The organism is Pseudomonas sp. GL_103 (assembly GCF_057835175.1).
This window is the reverse complement of sequence record NZ_CM174420.1, coordinates 2,874,402-2,891,923: the sequence shown is the minus strand read 5'-3', so window position 1 is coordinate 2,891,923 and position 17,522 is coordinate 2,874,402. Positions and strand designations below refer to the sequence as shown.

Sequence of the window (17,522 nt, the reverse complement as noted above, 5' to 3'; positions counted from 1 at the left end):
AGCCGCTTGAGCTCAATGCTCCCCGTGACCTTCCCGACAGCAAGCGCGTACCATGGCCCCAATCAGACTTTGGATGTTCCGTGCATGCAGCGTCACATATGCTTCCTGGTCTACCCGGGCTTCGTATTGCTTGATCTGAGTGGCCCGCTCGAAGCCTTCTCCAACGCCAATCGTGCGCGCCCTCCCGGTTATCGATTCACAGTCGCTTCCCTTGAAGGCGGTTTGATCAGCGCTTCGAGCGGACTGCAAGTCGCGACCGACGCCTTGCAGGTGGTCGAACACCTGGACACGCTGATCATCGTCGGCGCCCCCACCGCGCCGATCGATGACAGGATGCTGCCGATGGCAGCGGCGATACGGCAGATGTCCCCGCGCGCTCGCCGCACTGCCAGCGTCTGCACCGGTGCCTTCCTGCTGGCCGAGAGCGGCCTGCTCGACGGTCGTGTCGCGACCACGCACTGGAACTACGCGCCGCAATTGCAGGCACGCTATCCGTCACTGCGCGTGGACGGAGATCGAATCTGGACCGAAGACGGGAATGTCTGGACGTCCGCCGGCATGTCAGCGGGCATCGACATGGCCCTGGCGATGATCGAGCAGGACCTGGGCAAGGACGTGTCACGCTCCGTCGCGCGCATGCTGGTCGTCTACTATCGGCGACCCGGTGGCCAGTATCAGTTCTCTTCGCTGCTGGATTTCGACCCAGGCTCGGATCGGATCCGCACGGTGTTGAGCTATGTGCGCGATCATCTGCGTGATGATCTGTCGGTCGAACGCCTGGCAGACGTCGCACATATGAGCGTGCGCCAGTTTGGCCGCGTGTTCGCGGCATCGGTCGGGGTGACGCCGGCGAAAGCTATCGAGCGCCTGCGTATCGAGTCGGCGCGGCCACTGGTCGAGGACGGCCTGCAGACATTCGAAGAGATTGCCAGGTGCTTCGGATTCGGCGATGCCGACCACATGCTTCGCAGCTTCGTGCGAGTCGTGGGGCGCACGCCACAGGAACTGCGTCGCAGCGCCCGTCAGGCCAAAGGCAATGGGTCCGGGAAAAAGGTCGATCCATCGCCCGAGTAAGCGAAGACTCGTACAAATCCCGGACCTGGCTCAAGCCAGCAACTCGGTAATCCACCGGGCCTGCCGCGCGATGTCCTGCACCGTCTCCTCGGGCACGGCCTGCTGCGCCTGGGCAAAGTGGCTCAGGGTCTTCTGTTTCTGGCGCAACTTGCGCTGCCACTTGACCAGGAACGCCGGACTGCGGGCCTGCATCTGCAACGGGCCGAAGTACAGCTCTTGGGCGGTGTAGATCACCGGTCCGGCGCACTCGGCGACGATGATTTCGTAGTCGAATCGATTTTCCCGCAGCACTTCCTCGCAGAGGATGCGGTAGCCATTGTCCATCAGCCATTGGCGCAGTGGCTGCTCGCCACCGTTGGGTTGCAGGATCAGGCGCTCCTGACCGCTCAGGTACGCCTTGCCGCTGTCGAGGATGTCGCGGATGGTTTCGCCGCCCATGCCGCAGAGGCTGACTGCTGTAATTCCATCTCCCGGCTCGATTGCCGCCAGGCCGTTGGCCAGGCGCACGGTGACTTGCGAGTCCAGGCCGTTCTCGCGAACGGTGCGGTTGGCCGCGTGGAACGGCGTCAACGCCACCTCGCCGGCCACCGCCGCCGCGATGGCGCCCCGGCGCATCAATGCTACCGGCAGGTAGCCGTGATCCGAACCGATATCGGCCAGGCGCGCACCGGCTGGCACATGTGCTGCCACGCGCTCCAGGCGCATGGACAATGTCTGTTCGTTCAACTGCGGCCCCTTTTCACCACGAACGCCCGGCGCCTTCGGCCGGATCGGGGCGTGATTCTGTCGGGCAATGCCGTGCATTTCAAATTTATGTGACCAGAGTCATGGCCCCCTTCACGCAATCACTCGCGCATACACCGATCTGTCGACGTTGCCACCGGACAGAATCACCCCCACCCTTTTTCCCGACATGGCTTCACGCTCCGAGATGAGCGCTGCCAACGCCGACGCACCGGCCCCTTCGGCAAGGTTATGGGTATCGGTGTAATACACACGCATGGCTTCGGCGATCTGTTCATCGCTGACCGATACGATCCGCGCCGCACCTGCCGCGTAGACGGCAAAGGCTTCGGGAATCGGCTTGCGCACGGCCAGGCCGTCGGCAAAGGTGTTGGCCGAGACGGTTTCGCATATCGCGCCAGCGTCAAACGACAACTGTGCAGCCGCCGCCTCCGTGGAAACCACGCCAACCACCTCTGTTTCCAGGCCCAGCGCGTCGCGGGCGGCGATCACCCCGCAAATCCCCGACCCACAGCCAATCGGTACATAAACGGTGTCCAGGTCCGGCGCTGCATTGAACAGCTCCAGCGCATAAGTGGCGACGCCTTTGACCAATTCTGTGTGAAACGGCGGAACCAGGAACAGGTCATGCGCTTGCGCCAGGCGGGCAGCCTCTTCGCGGGCATCATCGAAATCGCGGCCATACTCGACCACTTCAGCGCCAAAGCCGCGCATGGCGTTGTTCTTTTCTACCGAGTTACCTTCCGGCACGACGATCAACGCCTGCAAACCCAGTGTGCTAGCCGCCAGCGCCAGGCTCTGGCCATGATTGCCGCGGGTAGCGCTGACAATGCCCCTCGCGCCCGGGTGCTCGCGCTTGAGCCAGTGCATGAACGTGATACCGCCGCGCACTTTGAAAGCGCCGGTAGGCGTGTGATTTTCGTGCTTGACCCACACCGTGCAACCCAACCGCTGAGCCAGCAAGGGCCAAGGGTACTGGGCGGTGGCGGGCATGACCTGGTAAACGTGGCGAGCGGCTTGTTCGATATCTTCGCGAGTCAGTCTGTGCATGAGAGGTCCCCCTGAGGTTTTGCCCAGTCTGTACAACGGCGCAGTACTCCGGCTTTCAAAAAACTGACCTGACTTTTGTCCCCTCTCTTCACTACTATGGTGTCCATGAGTCATCGAAATCGCCCGCCGCCACCACTGCTGTCCGAACCGGTCCGTCGTATCGAGGCCGGCCCCTGGGCGATCGAATTGCTCCCCGGTTGCGCCTACGCGACCCGCTATGTCGCGACCCAGGCGGGAATCGGCTTCGCCTTCGACAGCCAGCGAGGCCTGCACGCCATCGGCAGCGACCGAATACGCCCCTTCGATGCCGTGCCCAACGGCCTGGCGTTTGTCCCCGTCGGGTGTGACGTGTTGTCCGAATCACCCCAGGGCGGTGAATACCTGCGGGTGATTCGCACCGACGGTATGGCGTTGGTAGGGGATCGTGCCTTCAACAATCGCATCGACCGACAGGCCACTGCCCTCGCGTGGCGAATGCGCGCCGCGCTGTTGCTGGCCTCCGTGGAGGACGATTGGGAAGCCTGGGCACTGGCATTGTCCGAGCGGGCGACGGGTAGCGAAGCGGTGTCGACTGCACCCCTTGGCTCGATAACCGGCAGCCGGATGCGCTTGCTCGATGAGTTCATCGATGCAGGCCTCGAAGGCCCTTTAAGCGTACCGGCGATGGCGGGCCTGCTTGGATTGTCCGAAGGGTATTTCATGCGGGCCTTCAAAAACGCCACCGGTAAAAGCCCGCACAGTTACCTGATCGACCGACGTCTCGCCAAGGCCCGCGCCCTGATGCGCGATTCGACCGCCACCCTGACGGAGATCGCCTACGCCTGCGGTTTCAACTCCCAGGCGCACATGGCGACCACCTTCAAGCAACGCCTTGGTGTGAGTCCGGCGCAGCTGCGTCAGTCTTTGGGGTTACGTTAGCGCCTGGTTATCAGCCGGCTTTCGCCGGTTCATGAGACAGCCTTACTTGAGGGGCCAATCAAGTAGGTGAAAGCGCGCATAAGGAAAACGCACTCGATCCCGACTCAACTACAGGGCCATGTTTTGTCATGACCCTGAGTTGTGTTTGCAGAATTGTTTACCAGCGCATGCCTTTAAACGGGTTCCATCCCTGTTCGCCCTTTTGTTCCTTGAGGTAGTAGGCGTAGTTGGTCGAAAGGGCATAAACCAGATTGAAAGCGAAGCCCACGCCAAAGTTGACCTGCTTGGCGTAGCCAAAGTCGACCAGTGCGTATACCGCGTCCAGAGCGAAGGAAATTGCAACCATGAGCGCAATCAGCGTCAGGTTCTTTTTCCACAGTCCCAGCACAAACAGGTAAATCGGCCCGAAGAAGAACGCAATGATGTTTGCGTTGATGCTCATCTTCTGTTTCAGGGGAAGTTGCTGCAGTGCCGGTTTGTAACCCGGTGCATTGGGCGCACCATGAGCATCGAAGAACGCAAAACGCGCCTGCCATTTTGCGCTGTACTTGCTGCTGCCTTGCACTTGATCTGTAGTGTTCATTCGATAAGTCCTTTAGTCCCTGAATGGTGTGTTACTTCCAGATATCCTTGGAGTTGCTCCATGCCTGGCCTGGCAGGCATGTCGAGTGGCCACCAGGACAGCCTATGGAAGCGATTTCCGAAGTAAAGTTCCCATGCAAAACCGATTTTTTACACACCCGTTACAGTTTCCGGCGCAAATGTGCTGCATTCGGCCAGGCACGGCCTTTCAGGCAATGTTGAAAATACTCTGGAACCCAGGGAATCGAACGGTGTCGCAGCGGTCCAACACGCGGCAGGACAATGGGCGCGAGACGCCCAACGTATCGTCTGCCGACCGCCATTGCCCAGGGGAGAACCCATTGTCAGCTGTATTTTTGCGTCAGGTTTTCCGGTTAGCGATCGTGCTCTTTTGCGCAGGCACCTCGTCCTCGGTTTTCGCCTGCCCGGCCGGGCAGTCCCAGGTCTGCATGGTCGCTTGTTTTTGTGCTCCAGGTTCCGAAGAGGAAGCTGGATCGATCTTCGACGACATGAACCAGATGGCGGCCTCTGGATTACAGAACTGGATCGTGCAATCGCGCAACTCCGCGGCAACGGGCGATATCCGGCCAATCCCGCTGAATATCCGGGCCCAGCTCGAACCCTTCTATGACATTCAAGTGCTCGATTCGGCGCGCTACAAGGTCGGCGATGATGTGGAGCTGAACGCCGCACATACCATGCTGCAGAATCCCGATGTACGTGCGGTCACCCTGATAGACATCATCGTCTTTCGAAATGCCGATGATGCACTTAACGATGTCGCGTTGTGGGCGCATGAGTTGAAGCACGTGCAGCAGTACCAGCAATGGGGCGATCGCGAGTTTGCCACTCGTTATACCCGTGATTACGATGCCGTCGAGGCGCCTGCCTACGAGATTCAAGCCCAGGTCTCCAGAACGCTGCGAGCCAGCCAGGCTCGGGCAGAATTGCCTCGGCTTCCTTGAGTTCAAAGGGTCAAGCCTGGTCAGGTAAACATGCAGAGGTGGCACCGGCCCCTCTCATGCTGATTGTCTGCGCCAGGTGCCGGGGGATGTGCCGAACTGGCGTTTGAATGCACGACTGAACGCGGCTTCGGAGTCGTAGCCAACGGCAAAGCCGATTTGCGCCACATTGCCGCGGCCTTCGCGCAGGTGTTGAGCCGCCACGTGCATGCGCCACAGCGTCAGGTATTGCATCGGTGGCTGTCCGACCAATGCCGTGAAACGCTCGGCGAATACCGAGCGCGACATGCCCACCTCAAGCGCCAGGGCTTCTGCCGTCCAGCCCTCGGTTGGACGAGCATGCAGTAGCGCCAGTGCGCGCCCAATATGGGGATCGCGCAAACCCGCCAGCCACCCGCGCCGCTCAGCGGGAAGGCTGGCGACATACTGACCGACGGCTTCGACGAACAGCAGCTCCGATAGCTTGGCGATGACCGTTGTCGAGCCGACGCGTCCCGCCGCGATTTCACTGACAGCAAAACGGAATGAGCTTTCGATCCAGGTGCCCGAAGCTGTCGCCCGCAGGTCCAGTTTCAATAAGGAAGGCAGCGACGAAAGCAGCGGACTGAAGGGGGTTTCCGAACCGAGGAACCCGCACAGCAACTGCGTGGCCTCGCCGCCCCCGCCGTACTTGATCCGTGAAATGCCGCCGACTTCTGGCGGCTGGATGACTTCTCTGGCCGGCATGGGCGCAATGCTCAGGTCGCTGCCAAAGGAATGGGCGTCGTTGCGGGGAAGCAGAACGAGTTCGCCTGCCCCTACCTCGATGGCGGCACCACCGCCGATTTGAATTTGCATGCGCCCAGAGGCGACAAAGTGCGACGCAATGATGTGTCGAGGTGCCGCCAGGAACGGCTTGCAATCATCCGCCGAGATTCTGCCATTGATGCACCAGGGCGCAGTGAGCTCCGCCTCGAGGAAGACCCCTCCCGACAGCCGAATCACACGCAAGACATCAGAAAGCGCATCCAACACTTGACCGCCCTCCTTTCCGGAGTCCGGAGCAGGTTTTCAGGCGCACCGGTCATTCACCGCCCGAACTGCGACGCCTAGATTAGCACCAACGCGGACTCAGCGATCGAGATTGTCCCCAGAGGTTTCACCTGAGGTCATTGGCTCCGACGTCACCCGAAATTGCCCTATTCCAACTCAACCAGGGCAGCAGGAGATCCATATGAACAGCGTCGTTACTCTACCCGGCTCAGCGACAGGCAACACCGCCCGTTATGCGCAAATGGTCAGATCTTCGAAAAAGACCGAATGGCAGATCGATCGCGATCTGCTCCAGGACCGCCGTTTCGACTTCTCGCGCAAATTCCTCCCCGACGGACTGTCGCAGGTCGACCGCCTGACCTTTCTCGATGGGGCCGAGGCGCGCCTGCTCAGTCAGGTCCAGGGCCGGACCTATGCGTACATCTTTGGCCTGGTCGAGCGTTTCATCAGTGCCAAGATGCTCGATCAGGGTCGCGCCCATGTATTTGACAATCAACTGGCGCTTGAAGCGCTGGTGCGTTTTTCCAACGACGAGATCAAGCATCAGGAACTGTTCCGGCGCATGGAGACGATGATGAGTTCCAGATTGCCAGCGGGATATCGTCAGGTTGCCGATCCAAACGAGGTGGCGCGCGCGGTACTGGCGGCCAGTACCTGGTCGGTGCTGGCGCTGACCTGTCATATCGAGCTGTTCGTTCAGGCGCACTACGTGCAAAGCATCGCCCCGCGCGAGGACCTGTGCCCGTTGTTCAAGGATGTCTTCAAGTTTCACTGGAAGGATGAAAGCCGGCACGTCGTACTCGATGAACTGGAGTGGCGGGACGAGCACGCGAAACTCACCCCGCCCGAGCGCGACCAGGCAGTGAATGACCTGATTGCGCTGGTGGCGGCCGTCGACGCAATCCTGCAGGCACAAGCGGCAGCCGATGCCGACTACTTCATCAGTAATGCTTCACGATCGTTCAGTTTCGATGAAACGGCGCAAATCAAGGCCAGCGTACTGAGCGCCTACCGCTGGCAATACATTATCTCGGGCGTGCAGCATCCACACTTCGGCCGTTTGCTGACGCAGATGACAACGCCCGCACAGATGTCCCGGATTCAGACTGCGCTGGCACCCATCATGAGCTGACCGACAGCGTGCGACCGACTGCTCGTCGGTCGCACTGCGGGATGACGTGCTGATAATGATCTATCGAGGATGGCGGCCATGACGATACCGATGTGGATGCTGCTCGGGTTTGCGACCTGGACCTTGCTGCTGTTGATGGCTACCGTCGGGGTTTATCGCTGGGTAGGGATCCTGTTCTCCAGTGTTCCGATCGCCTCTTTCCGCAGCGATCGGCTCGAAGGCGAAGATTGGTATAGGCGCGGGACCAGGGCACACGCCAACTGTGTGGAAAACCTGCCTGTCTTTGGCGTCATCGTATTCGTGATTACAGCCCTCGATGTCAATGGCGCTGCAGTGAACTACTTGTCCACGCTCGTCCTGATCGCTCGCGTGTGCCAGTCACTGGTTCACGTATCCCATGAGCAAACCAATGCATTCGTGGCGGTTCGGTTTACTTTCTTTAGCGTTCAGTTGGTGTGTTTTCTCGCGCTCATTGTCATAGCCGCTTGTCATGGCATATGAGTATGTGCCCGTTAGTCCTCAAAACGCCCCGTGCTGTCTCGATCGCGTTCGTAGTGTCGGGTGAGCGCGAACGCCGGCAACCAGGCCTCGCGGCGCACGGTCCAGCTCTCGTAGGTTGGCGTCAACTGGTCAGGGGCATCCAGGGAGCCGAGGTTCACTTCGATTTCGTCTGCGCTGCGTGAGAACACCGACGAACCGCACTGCGGACAGAAATGCCGCCCGGCGTAGTCACGGGTTTCGCCCTCGATTGTCACGGCATCCTGATGAAATATCGCGGACGCGTGGAACAGTGCCCCATGATGCTTGCGGCAGTCGAGACAGTGACAAACGCCAACCCGGAACGGGCGCCCCGAGGCGACAAGGTGCACCTTGCCGCACAAACAACCGCCAGTGTATCGGTCCATGGGGTGTCTCCTCCAGGCCGTCCGAATCGGCGTATCAGCGTGGAAACAGTAACGTCACGGCGGCGCGAAAGCCCCAGCCTTGCGGGCCGTCTTCCGGACTGTCGAGCCAGTAGCGCGGGCCGGCCTGGACCGTCAGCGGTTGACCGCCGATCCTCAGCAGTTGGGTGACCGTGAGGTTGACCGGTACCGACCATTCGCGCGATTGCCAATTGTAGGTCGACTCGGTGTTCACCCCGTAGGTCGTGTACGTATGGGTGGTGTACGAGAGGAAGGGTTGCAGGAAGGTCTGGTTGACCTTTTCCTTGTCATCCGGCGGGCTGTCGTCCAGGCCCCAGATATGGTTGGCCAGAATGCCTCGGGTCCAGCCATTGGACTGTTTCAACGCCACCGCCGTCGGGCCGATGCCCCACTGCTCGCTGCTGAGCAATTCGTCACTGCCGGTCGGTATCAACATCGCAGGGCCGGCACCGAGTATCCAGCCACTGTCCGTGGGCCTGGTCGGCGAGAAGAAAAAACTCTGCGTGATGTCGCCGCTGCCGGATTTGTCCGCCGCGCCATTGGGGGCCAGGCCGTGCTGGTCGATGATCGGCAGAATGGTCCGGGAAATGAGGTTCCAGTCTTCGTTCAAGGCAAACGGCAGCACAGGCTGGATATTGGTGACGCTGTGCATGCCCTCCCCGGTCGGCCCCATCTTCTGATCCCAGTTGTACTGCACCGGCAGGCTGTACATCGCCGCGACCGGGTTGAGGGCTTTCTTCGCCAACTCCGCCGAATCGTCGGCCTGAGCCACCGGGATGAAGCCCAACGCAACGACGAGTGTCGATGCGGTACCCATCCATCGTTCTTTCACATCCATTCTCAATCACCTGTAGACGCCAAAACCGGCGTTGCAAAGGGTTAGCGTAGGCAACTGTGATCGATGTGCAATTTTTCCTGGCCGCGTGTTTAACAGTTTTTGAGAGTTATTGATTCGGATTATCCCGCCGCTACAGGCAGCATTCGGCCCGCATTGACCGGCGTGCAAGCACCTGCTTTGCGTAACCGACCGGCGAGTACCAGTGCCTGAATACAAGGTGCCCGGACCAATGCCCGGGGCACGGTCGGAACCCGAATGACAACTTTCATCACTTGAGAACCAAACACATGGGCATGTCGAATAAATGGATTGCGGGTATTGCTTTGAGCTGTGTATTTCAGGTCGGCTGTGTCTCGAAAGTGGCGCAGCAAGAGCAATACTCGGGCTTCCTGGGCAATTACCAGGGCCTGGAGGAGCAAACTACGCCGAGTGAGCAGAAAGTATTGCGCTGGGTATCGCCAGGGTTCGATCCTCGCGCGTACTCCACTGTGGTGTTCCGGCAGATGGAACTGTATCCATCGCCGCAGCCGACTGCACGCGTCAGCCTGAAGACCCTGCAAGACCTGCAATTGATGGCCAGCAACAGCGTCAAGACCGCCTTTGCCCGCCGCTATGCGGTCGTCCCTTATCCGCAGCTGGCGCCAACCGATTCGCGGTCGCTGATCCTGCAGGCGGCGATCACTCACGTCAGCGCCAACAATGAAGGCATGCACTGGTATGAGGTCGTTCCAATCGGCGCCATTGTCGGGGCGACACAAGCAGCCACCGGGCATCGGGATCAGACCGCCGAGATGTACATCGAAGCCAACCTGATCGACGCCAAGACCGGTATGCCGGTCGCGAAGATCGTGCGCAAGGTATTCGGCGAGACCATCAAGAATGCCGAGCAACCGATTGTTGCCAATGACTTCAAGGTTGCACTCAAAGGCATGACAGACGATATGCAGGCCCTCCTCCTCAAGCGTTGACGCTCAGGCAAACCCCATCGCAAGCAGACCGGCATGGGGTTTCAATGTGATACCCCGCCGCGTTTTCCCTCTGACAAACCGTTAGCCGTGCCAACGCCTGACGCGAGACTCAATGATGAAAATTCCGGCCCATACCCTGGCGATCCTGATGCTGTTTCTGAGCACCAGCACCCTGGCGGCGACAGTGATTCCCCTCAAAGGTCAGACCTCCCAGACCATCCAGCAGGACACCAGTGCCTGCCAATCCCAGGCCAACGCGCAACATCCGGTGCAAAGCACCGTGCCATCCGGTGGCCGGGTCAAGGGCGCCGCAACCGCCGCGGTCGCCGGGGCGGCCGCGGCAGAAGTTCGGGGTCGCCAACATGAAAACGTCTATGACCAGATCGACGACGATACCAAGCAAGACTATCGCCAGAACCGCGCACACAGCGCCGCGGCTGCCGGCGCCGTCGTGGGGGGCTCCAGGCAACGCCAGGAACGCCGGCAGGATCTGAGTGAGAGCGAACAAAGCCTCACCGCAAACAACTCCGTCTACAGCAGTTGCCTACAACAACGTGGCTACGATGTCCTGCCTTGATCGGCGGCGACGATGGCCTTAAGTGTTTGTGTCCCTGTCGTTTTACTCCGCTCAAAAAAAGCCCCGAGCCCTTCATGAAAGGACTCGGGGCAAAGCCGTAGAACGAGAGGTGAGGATCGTTTACGCCGCGATAAACAAACCATGACCGCGATGTGCGTCAACGCTCCTCGAGAGCCATTTAAATCGGTAACGCCCCTGGTTCAAAGCTAATAAGAATCAAAAATAATCTTCAACAAGCCAGGCGCACAAAGACACCATCATTGATTTGTATCCTGATAGTTCAGGCTGCAATTGAAGCCTGTCGCAACAGCGAAGTTAGTTCATTCAGGCGTGGCTGCGCGCAAACCCACCTGCCCGAGCTTGCAGTTTTCGGATAGCGCAGTTAATCCATTCCAAGCATTATTCATGGTGTCCAAATCGAAAACCATGGGTCATCCAGCAATGCTTTTCCTTTGCATGATTGAACTGATACCTCCGACAGTCAGGGCTGTTTGCCGCACGGCACGCCTCTGAAACGAGCCATTCCAGCATTGTAAATGCGACACACAGTGCACCTTCCGCCTGGCCCTCATCTTCGTTCACTTCCCAGACCAGAATGTACCGAGCCAAATCCGGCCCCTATACTCAGGCCAGCACCGCCTGAACGGAAGATTTCTATGAGCTACACCTTCAAGTTGAAAAATGGCGCCGTGGCGGTATTCGACCCGGACAGCGCCATGCTTTCCATTACAACACCCCATGGAGATGTACAGAATTCCACGTTAGGGAGAGCTGAGTCGCGCCTGTTGGATCTGCTGCTCATGGAGCCAGGTGTCACCAAAAGCCGCGATGAAATCATCGACTACACCTGGAATGACCGCGTGGTTGCCTCCGGCAGTTTGAACCAAACGGTTTTCTCACTACGTAATATTCTCAATGACAGTCGGGATCACGAGATTTTGATGACTGTTCCTCGACGAGGATATTGCTTCAACCGGCAATGTGTAGTCGATGCAGAAGCTGATGTACCCGCACCCCGAGAAGAAACAGCACAGCCACCCGCGCCCGTCACTGAGCAACTACCGCCACCGGGTGGTGATGAATTATTGGTACCTTCAGGTAAAAGCAGTAAATCCACCCGCATTACAAAGGCCCAGCTGATCGCTTATGTCGTTACGCTGGCAGTCGTTGCCTTTACTATTTTTCAGTTCGACTTCGACGCGCCAAAAATTGAAATTTCCAGTATCGACAAGAATGGACTGGTCATACACGCCGTGGGCAGCGATCTTGCCGAGGCTCAAGCGCTGATGGAGTTGTCGGCCAAACAAACTGAACAGCTACCACCAAACCTGAAGGGCCAGGTCTGGATCAACCTGTATAAAGCCAATTATTCCGTTTCGTGCATCCGCCAGGATCAAAGCACTGCAAATCTGCAATTGAACAGCAGCGAAAGAGACCTCGCCTTGATGATTCGTCAATGTCTGGAAGTCACCTTATGAAGTTTGAAATTCCGCAAGCCGTTCACTGGCCTCTTATAGGTTTGATCAATGCACTGTGCATTTTTTCCCTTTTTTACTCTCCTTCGCATTACATGGAAAATATCAGCTACCAGACAAAGTCCCGACAATGGCTGGAGGATCTCAACCAACTCAACACCGAAGAGTACCTCACTATCGGGCATGGTCGACTCACCGGGACCACGCTGGAAAGCCTGAATGGAAAAATCCGCAACGCGACCATCTCGGCCAATATAATCGGAGAAAGCAATACACACGTCGAGATCAAAGTCAGCAATATCAAACTCAGCCAGGACAATGAGCTTTTTGCCATTGAAAAGACCCCTGACCTGTTCTTCAGACGGCAATACGTCTTGCAAGAAGGCGCCATTCTAAACTACGAGTTGATCCCGACCCAGGATAAAAACGCCGTGTGTTTTTACATCCATGAACTTGGCCGCTTGCGCTGCATGAACCATTGATCGACCTTCCGCAGCGACTCGACACCCGCCTGGCACAGGTTCATATCAAAGAAATCATCAAACAAAAATAACACTTATTGATTTGAATCAAACGTCTCTCCTGCCAAAAATCCCTCGCCGATAATCCTTGGAATCGAGCCTGCTTGATTCTCGCCCGGGACAATGCCCTATACAGGAGAGTCAAGTGAAAACCATGCATTTCCTGCGAACCCATAAATCGACGACTTTCGGATTCCTCACGGTCCTGTTTCTGTCTGCCATGCCACTTTATTCGTTGGCGCACGACGAGCGCTCCGTCGAAAGCACGACCATTGAATATTATGAAATTGAAACAAGCCCGGATGACAGCCAGAAACTGTCGCATCTGAAAATTCACAGTGAGAATGAGTATCAAACGGACGAGCAAAACAGTGATTCTGCTCTCCCTGCCCCACCACAAAGTGATACCGGCATGAGCTACGCCAATTCGCTCATACAGCTTTGAGGAGCGTGGTATTCGCAGGGGCAAGCGCTGACTGGCCTCTTCCGGCGACCTGGTAAATATGAGTTATTGACTTTGGCAGGCACCATCGAAGTGAGATTGTTTGCAGCCCAAGTCGTGGCAGAGATACAGCTGACATTCTGCTCTGCCTGAATAAACTGTTAATAAGGAATCGCCTCGATGCTACTGAAAAACTTCGTCACCGTGTCGTTTGGTTTATTGCTTTCCCTCAAGGCCATGGCCGACGACAAGGGCGTCTACAGTGCCAAATTGACGAGTGTCGAAACCAACAAGAAGGTCCCAAGTACCGTGAAAAATGGCTATCAGGTAAAAACCGGTTATCGTATTGACGACTTTTACTCCTTTACAGCAGCCGCCATTGACCCGATGAAACCCCAATCGCAGATCTTCAGTTCGAAAATCGATCCGCGCAATGTTCAACACATGGACGACTCACCGTTGGACAACAAGTACGCATTTTCGGCGGAGCTGGAACTGATCCGGGGACTCTGACAACCCGTTCAAAGCCGATGGAAACGGGGTCGAACTCACCGACAGAAAGAACGCCCAATCGCGTATCTTCTCCATGACTGCCCGTCAGGCTTGACCCTAATCATTTAACAGATGAGCCTTAAATTTCATGAGTATCGCACCGCCCGACGAGATCTTTCATTTGTCTTCTGCCTTGCCGAGCCTACTGAATAGAACAATAGGCAAATGGGAAATGAGCCTTATCCCGATTGAGCAGGAAGCGTGCATTCGGCAACACAAACTGTTTCACAGCCCGGAACTGCAGTGCAGTCGCCTTGAGTTCGACTCATCCGTGACCCTGGTCAGCTCTGTCCCTGCCGGATTCGTGACATTCGCCATCTCCCTGGCTCCGATTGGTCGTCCCGTTGTAAACGATCACAAACTACGGCCTAACGAAGTCATCGTATTGCACAGTGATGAATCAGTGCATTACACCTGCGAACCGAATGAAACCCTGTTTACCATCACCACGACACTGGAAAACTATAACCGGTGCCGCCAACATCACTCCGTCATAGATATCCTTGCAAACCGGACAAACCACAGTTATCAGGTTGAAAACTTTCAATTCATACAGTCGGCCATTCAAACCATCAACGCTTGCTGTGTCGACATCAACGACGCGGCTTCAGCACAACGGCGCGAAGCAGAGGGACCAGCGATCGAAAGTGCGGTACTCGCCTCTCTATTGCAATCGTTGACACCCGCAGGCGGTGTCAGCCGCAAAGTCCCGACAAGAAGAAAGGTGGCGATTCAAGCCATACAGTACATCCATGAAAACACAAAAAAAACGCTCACTATAAAGTCGCTCGTAAGGCAACTTGAAACTACCACTCGCACCCTGCATTTTGGCTTTATTGAAACGTTCGGCATGTCGCCAATCGCTTATATCAGAAACTTGAGACTCGCAAGCGCCCGACGCGACCTGATCAATAAAACGTGGCCCACCGTCACAGAAACCGCGATGTTCTGGAACTTTCATCATTTGGGCCGGTTTTCCAAGGCGTATCAGATGGCTTACGGAGAGACGCCGTCGGAAACGGCCAGGCGCAACTCAGCCAGGCCAAGGAACACGACCTCACCCGTTTACAATCAGGTCGCCGGGGATAGAAATTATCGTTAACAGGCATTTATCAATGCCCCGTAAATGATGATTAATGATTTTTCTTGATTAACTACAGCTATCCACAATTGCTTATTTGCCTACTCAAGGAGATAAGCATGCATCATCGAGTAAACACACTGCCACTCAAGCAGAAAATCGCACTGTGCATTGCCGTCTATGCAAGCGGCATCTTATTGGCCTGGGTAATTGACTGGTACTGAAGCCGTTTAATCCGCGACTACAGGATGCACAGTGAAATAATGATACCTCGGGGTTTTTCGATGTTTGCCGCATATAAAGCGTTACGTGGAAGGCACGCAGTCACTGTCTGTCTGATTGCTGCAGCGGGCTGGGCCGCATGGCTCTGCGCTGGTGGACTGGCAGACCAATTCATTGCACGGAAGTTGAATAACGTTTATGCCGATCTGCGTGCTGCTCAAGTGGAGCCCAATGCGCAGATCGACAAAGTACTGGAAACCCTCGGCGATCTTGATCGTTCGGGTCAGGAATGCTCCGTCGAGCAATACTCACAACTGGCTGACCTGGTCAAGAACCTGCGATTTGTTGATCAAGCGGCGGTCCAGTTGCCCAATGGCAAGATCTGTTCCTCCTACGGACAAGAACTCTCGTCGATACTGGCCGGTAGCGAGAAACGCAAGTTCTCCGTTGGAAAGCGAACCTACTGGGTAGATGCTGGCCACAGGGTTTCTGCGGACACCGATTTTATCATTGTGTCGGAACAGTCAACCTACGTCTGGGCAAACAAGAAGATCCTGCTCGACAATTTGAAGTTTCCCGAGGACCTGCAACTGGACCTCATCGGCCCCGGCGGCGCATTGCCCATTGCCTCCACGGGCCACAAACCGCTGACGATGCGCAAGCCGTTCCACCTGGAAGAACTGGTTACCTCGGCAGACAAGGTCCTGATCGCCTTTGCGGGCAACCGAAATGAACTGATCGCTGTCATTTCTCTTCCGCTGAGCTACCTGACAAGTCTCAAATTCAAATTATTCATTGGCCTTGTGTGCGTGTTCGCAGCGCTGCTCTTGCTCGCAAGGTGTATTCAACGACATTACACCTCTACTGCCGTACGGCTGCGCAATGCCCTTAAAGCCAACACGCTGGGGGTTCACTACCAGCCTATCGTCAATTTGACGACGGGCTATCTGGTGGGCGCCGAATCACTTTCTCACTGGAACGACAACGGCACCCAGGTGCCTGCGGATGTTTTCATTGCGGTGGCGGAGAAGTCTGACTTGATCCGCAAACTTACGCGCTCGGTGATTCGACAAGTGGCGGAGGATTACAGCACCTACCTTTGGGCCTGCAAGGACTTCTACATTACGGTCAATCTTTGCGCCCAGGATATTCAGGACCCGAGCTTCCCGGACTATGTGGCCAGCGTGCTGGCAACCTACAACATGCCTGTGTCCGCCATGGCCTTTGAAATCACCGAAAGGACCATGCTCGATCAGAAGCCTGCCGCCATGCAATTGCGACGGCTTCGAGCGTGCGGACACCGCATTGCCGTGGACGACTTCGGCACCGGCTATTCCAACCTCTCGCTCCTCGACTCAGTGCCTTTCGACATTCTGAAAATAGATCGCTCATTCATCGCAGACGACAAGATTGCGGCCAAGGACGCCCTGTGGCGCCACATTGCGCAGTTGGCCAAGTCGCTAAGGCTCAAGGTCGTAGCCGAAGGTGTCGAGAGTCAGGAGCAACTGCCGCATCTGGTTTCGGAGGGAGTTCTATTGGCGCAAGGCTGGTTGTTCTCCAAAGCGCTGCCCATTCAAGCGTTGGCAAGACGCTACTTTCAATGCCCGGCAAACATCCCGCCCTACGACCCAAAAATATCAATCAATGACTTCTATTAACCCCTCATGGCCCCTCAAATGCTCGCCGAACCCTAACACCAGACAACCCTGTACAAGGACTCCACCACACATGCTACTTCGAAACCTTGGCTTCGCTTCACTGCTATCGCTGCTGTCTTTTCAGGCGCTCGCTGATGACAAAGGTTTATATCTTGGAGCTGGCGTAAGCAGCATACAGACCGACGAATCCAGACTGGACGACGACGACACCAGCTACAAGGTTTATGCCGGGTATCGCGTCAATAGCTACCTGGCCTTCGAGGGTGCCTACGTCGATCTCGGTCAATTCAAGGACAAGAATGTCGATTTCGATGGTAAATCGGCTCAGGCTGCCGCCCACGTCGGCTTTCCGCTGGGCGATCGGGTGCGGGTATTCGGCAGTGTCGGTGCTCACGCCTGGGACGCCGACGGCAATGCCACCGACGACGATACCGGGGTTGACCTGACCTACGGTGTTGGCGTCGAAGTCGATGTTTTTCGCAACATCGGCCTGCGCGCTGAATACGAAGTCCTGGAGGTCGGAGAGATCGACCTGAATCAGACGACCGCATCCGCCTACATGCTTTTCTGACACCGCTGCAACTGAGCGACCTTGCCGGTCGCTCAACGCCCTCCCTCCCCGCATAGTTCCAAAAAGCCACTTACCCCCAAATTCCCGGAGTCCTTCCCGGGAATTTTGAACAGTCCTCTAACACGCTGGAAAAGCTACAGAAACGTCCTACGCTCCATGAGTCCAGTAGTGGGCTTGGTATCAATGGATTGTTAACCGCG

20 protein-coding genes are annotated in these 17,522 nt (G+C 56.8%); 14 read left to right on the top strand and 6 right to left on the bottom strand.

Going from position 1 to position 17,522, the window contains the following annotated elements; translation table 11 throughout:
• Positions 1-84: 84 nt before the first annotated feature.
• Positions 85-1,074, top strand: a complete 990-nt coding sequence (locus AC3IP0_RS13145) for a GlxA family transcriptional regulator (protein ID WP_489327604.1) — start codon at positions 85-87, stop codon at positions 1,072-1,074.
• Between the two features lie 30 nt (positions 1,075-1,104).
• On the opposite strand, the gene AC3IP0_RS13140 is transcribed toward AC3IP0_RS13145, so the two are convergent.
• Together AC3IP0_RS13140 and AC3IP0_RS13135 are read right to left on the bottom strand one after the other, a co-directional pair.
• Positions 1,105-1,800, bottom strand: coding sequence for a tRNA (adenine(22)-N(1))-methyltransferase (locus AC3IP0_RS13140; protein WP_489319642.1), 696 nt, complete (start codon positions 1,798-1,800; stop codon positions 1,105-1,107).
• Between the two features lie 111 nt (positions 1,801-1,911).
• Complete coding sequence (locus AC3IP0_RS13135; RefSeq protein WP_489327603.1) at positions 1,912-2,868, bottom strand: threonine dehydratase; 957 nt, start codon at positions 2,866-2,868, stop codon at positions 1,912-1,914.
• 96 nt (positions 2,869-2,964) lie between these two features.
• Here AC3IP0_RS13135 and AC3IP0_RS13130 point away from each other — a divergent pair, with 96 nt between their 5' ends.
• Positions 2,965-3,786, top strand: a complete 822-nt coding sequence (locus AC3IP0_RS13130; RefSeq protein WP_489327800.1) for a helix-turn-helix transcriptional regulator — start codon at positions 2,965-2,967, stop codon at positions 3,784-3,786.
• Between the two features lie 157 nt (positions 3,787-3,943).
• Here AC3IP0_RS13130 and AC3IP0_RS13125 read toward each other — a convergent pair whose 3' ends face one another.
• On the bottom strand, positions 3,944-4,369 hold the full coding sequence (locus AC3IP0_RS13125) for a DUF2628 domain-containing protein (RefSeq protein ID WP_489327601.1): 426 nt from the start codon (positions 4,367-4,369) through the stop codon (positions 3,944-3,946).
• A gap of 448 nt (positions 4,370-4,817) precedes the next feature.
• Between AC3IP0_RS13125 and AC3IP0_RS13120 the strand changes: the two genes are divergently transcribed.
• Entirely contained in the window at positions 4,818-5,333 is a 516-nt protein-coding gene (locus AC3IP0_RS13120; RefSeq protein ID WP_489327798.1) for an eCIS core domain-containing protein, read from the top strand.
• 54 nt (positions 5,334-5,387) lie between these two features.
• Here the strand turns inward: AC3IP0_RS13120 and AC3IP0_RS13115 are convergent, their stop codons facing one another.
• Positions 5,388-6,344, bottom strand: a complete 957-nt coding sequence (locus AC3IP0_RS13115) for an AraC family transcriptional regulator (protein ID WP_489327599.1) — start codon at positions 6,342-6,344, stop codon at positions 5,388-5,390.
• Between the two features lie 199 nt (positions 6,345-6,543).
• Here AC3IP0_RS13115 and AC3IP0_RS13110 point away from each other — a divergent pair, with 199 nt between their 5' ends.
• Both AC3IP0_RS13110 and AC3IP0_RS13105 read left to right on the top strand, forming a co-directional pair.
• A complete protein-coding gene (locus AC3IP0_RS13110; RefSeq protein WP_489327597.1) occupies positions 6,544-7,494 on the top strand; it encodes a diiron oxygenase in 951 nt (316 codons plus the stop codon).
• A 78-nt stretch (positions 7,495-7,572) separates the two neighbouring features.
• On the top strand, positions 7,573-7,995 hold the full coding sequence (locus tag AC3IP0_RS13105; protein ID WP_489319636.1) for an MAPEG family protein: 423 nt from the start codon (positions 7,573-7,575) through the stop codon (positions 7,993-7,995).
• 11 nt (positions 7,996-8,006) lie between these two features.
• Here the strand turns inward: AC3IP0_RS13105 and AC3IP0_RS13100 are convergent, their stop codons facing one another.
• Positions 8,007-8,399 (bottom strand): GFA family protein, encoded by a 393-nt coding sequence (locus tag AC3IP0_RS13100; RefSeq protein ID WP_489319635.1) that lies wholly within the window; start codon positions 8,397-8,399, stop codon positions 8,007-8,009.
• A gap of 34 nt (positions 8,400-8,433) precedes the next feature.
• Positions 8,434-9,234 carry a transporter gene (locus tag AC3IP0_RS13095; RefSeq protein WP_489327797.1) on the bottom strand — a complete coding sequence of 267 codons (801 nt, stop codon included), beginning with the start codon at positions 9,232-9,234 and terminating at the stop codon, positions 8,434-8,436.
• Positions 9,235-9,542: 308 nt separating this feature from the next.
• Here AC3IP0_RS13095 and AC3IP0_RS13090 point away from each other — a divergent pair, with 308 nt between their 5' ends.
• From AC3IP0_RS13090 to AC3IP0_RS13050, 9 genes are all read left to right on the top strand, one after another.
• Complete coding sequence (locus AC3IP0_RS13090; protein ID WP_489319634.1) at positions 9,543-10,223, top strand: DUF3313 domain-containing protein; 681 nt, start codon at positions 9,543-9,545, stop codon at positions 10,221-10,223.
• 115 nt (positions 10,224-10,338) lie between these two features.
• The gene (locus tag AC3IP0_RS13085) at positions 10,339-10,800 is read left to right on the top strand and encodes a hypothetical protein (RefSeq protein WP_489319772.1); all 462 of its coding nucleotides are present in this window, start codon (positions 10,339-10,341) and stop codon (positions 10,798-10,800) included.
• 656 nt (positions 10,801-11,456) lie between these two features.
• Positions 11,457-12,278, top strand: a complete 822-nt coding sequence (locus AC3IP0_RS13080) for a winged helix-turn-helix domain-containing protein (protein WP_489319633.1) — start codon at positions 11,457-11,459, stop codon at positions 12,276-12,278.
• Positions 12,275-12,757 carry a hypothetical protein gene (locus AC3IP0_RS13075; protein ID WP_489319632.1) on the top strand — a complete coding sequence of 161 codons (483 nt, stop codon included), beginning with the start codon at positions 12,275-12,277 and terminating at the stop codon, positions 12,755-12,757. The genes AC3IP0_RS13080 and AC3IP0_RS13075 overlap by 4 nt, the downstream gene beginning before the upstream one ends.
• Positions 12,758-12,950: 193 nt before the next feature.
• Positions 12,951-13,241, top strand: coding sequence for a hypothetical protein (locus AC3IP0_RS13070; protein WP_489319771.1), 291 nt, complete (start codon positions 12,951-12,953; stop codon positions 13,239-13,241).
• Positions 13,242-13,418: 177 nt separating this feature from the next.
• Complete coding sequence (locus AC3IP0_RS13065) at positions 13,419-13,751, top strand: hypothetical protein (protein ID WP_489319631.1); 333 nt, start codon at positions 13,419-13,421, stop codon at positions 13,749-13,751.
• Positions 13,752-13,878: 127 nt separating this feature from the next.
• The gene (locus tag AC3IP0_RS13060; protein ID WP_489327596.1) at positions 13,879-14,892 is read left to right on the top strand and encodes a helix-turn-helix domain-containing protein; all 1,014 of its coding nucleotides are present in this window, start codon (positions 13,879-13,881) and stop codon (positions 14,890-14,892) included.
• A 263-nt stretch (positions 14,893-15,155) separates the two neighbouring features.
• Positions 15,156-16,751 carry an EAL domain-containing protein gene (locus AC3IP0_RS13055; protein WP_489319629.1) on the top strand — a complete coding sequence of 532 codons (1,596 nt, stop codon included), beginning with the start codon at positions 15,156-15,158 and terminating at the stop codon, positions 16,749-16,751.
• A 70-nt stretch (positions 16,752-16,821) separates the two neighbouring features.
• Positions 16,822-17,322 carry an outer membrane beta-barrel protein gene (locus tag AC3IP0_RS13050; RefSeq protein ID WP_150758085.1) on the top strand — a complete coding sequence of 167 codons (501 nt, stop codon included), beginning with the start codon at positions 16,822-16,824 and terminating at the stop codon, positions 17,320-17,322.
• Positions 17,323-17,522: the final 200 nt, after the last annotated feature.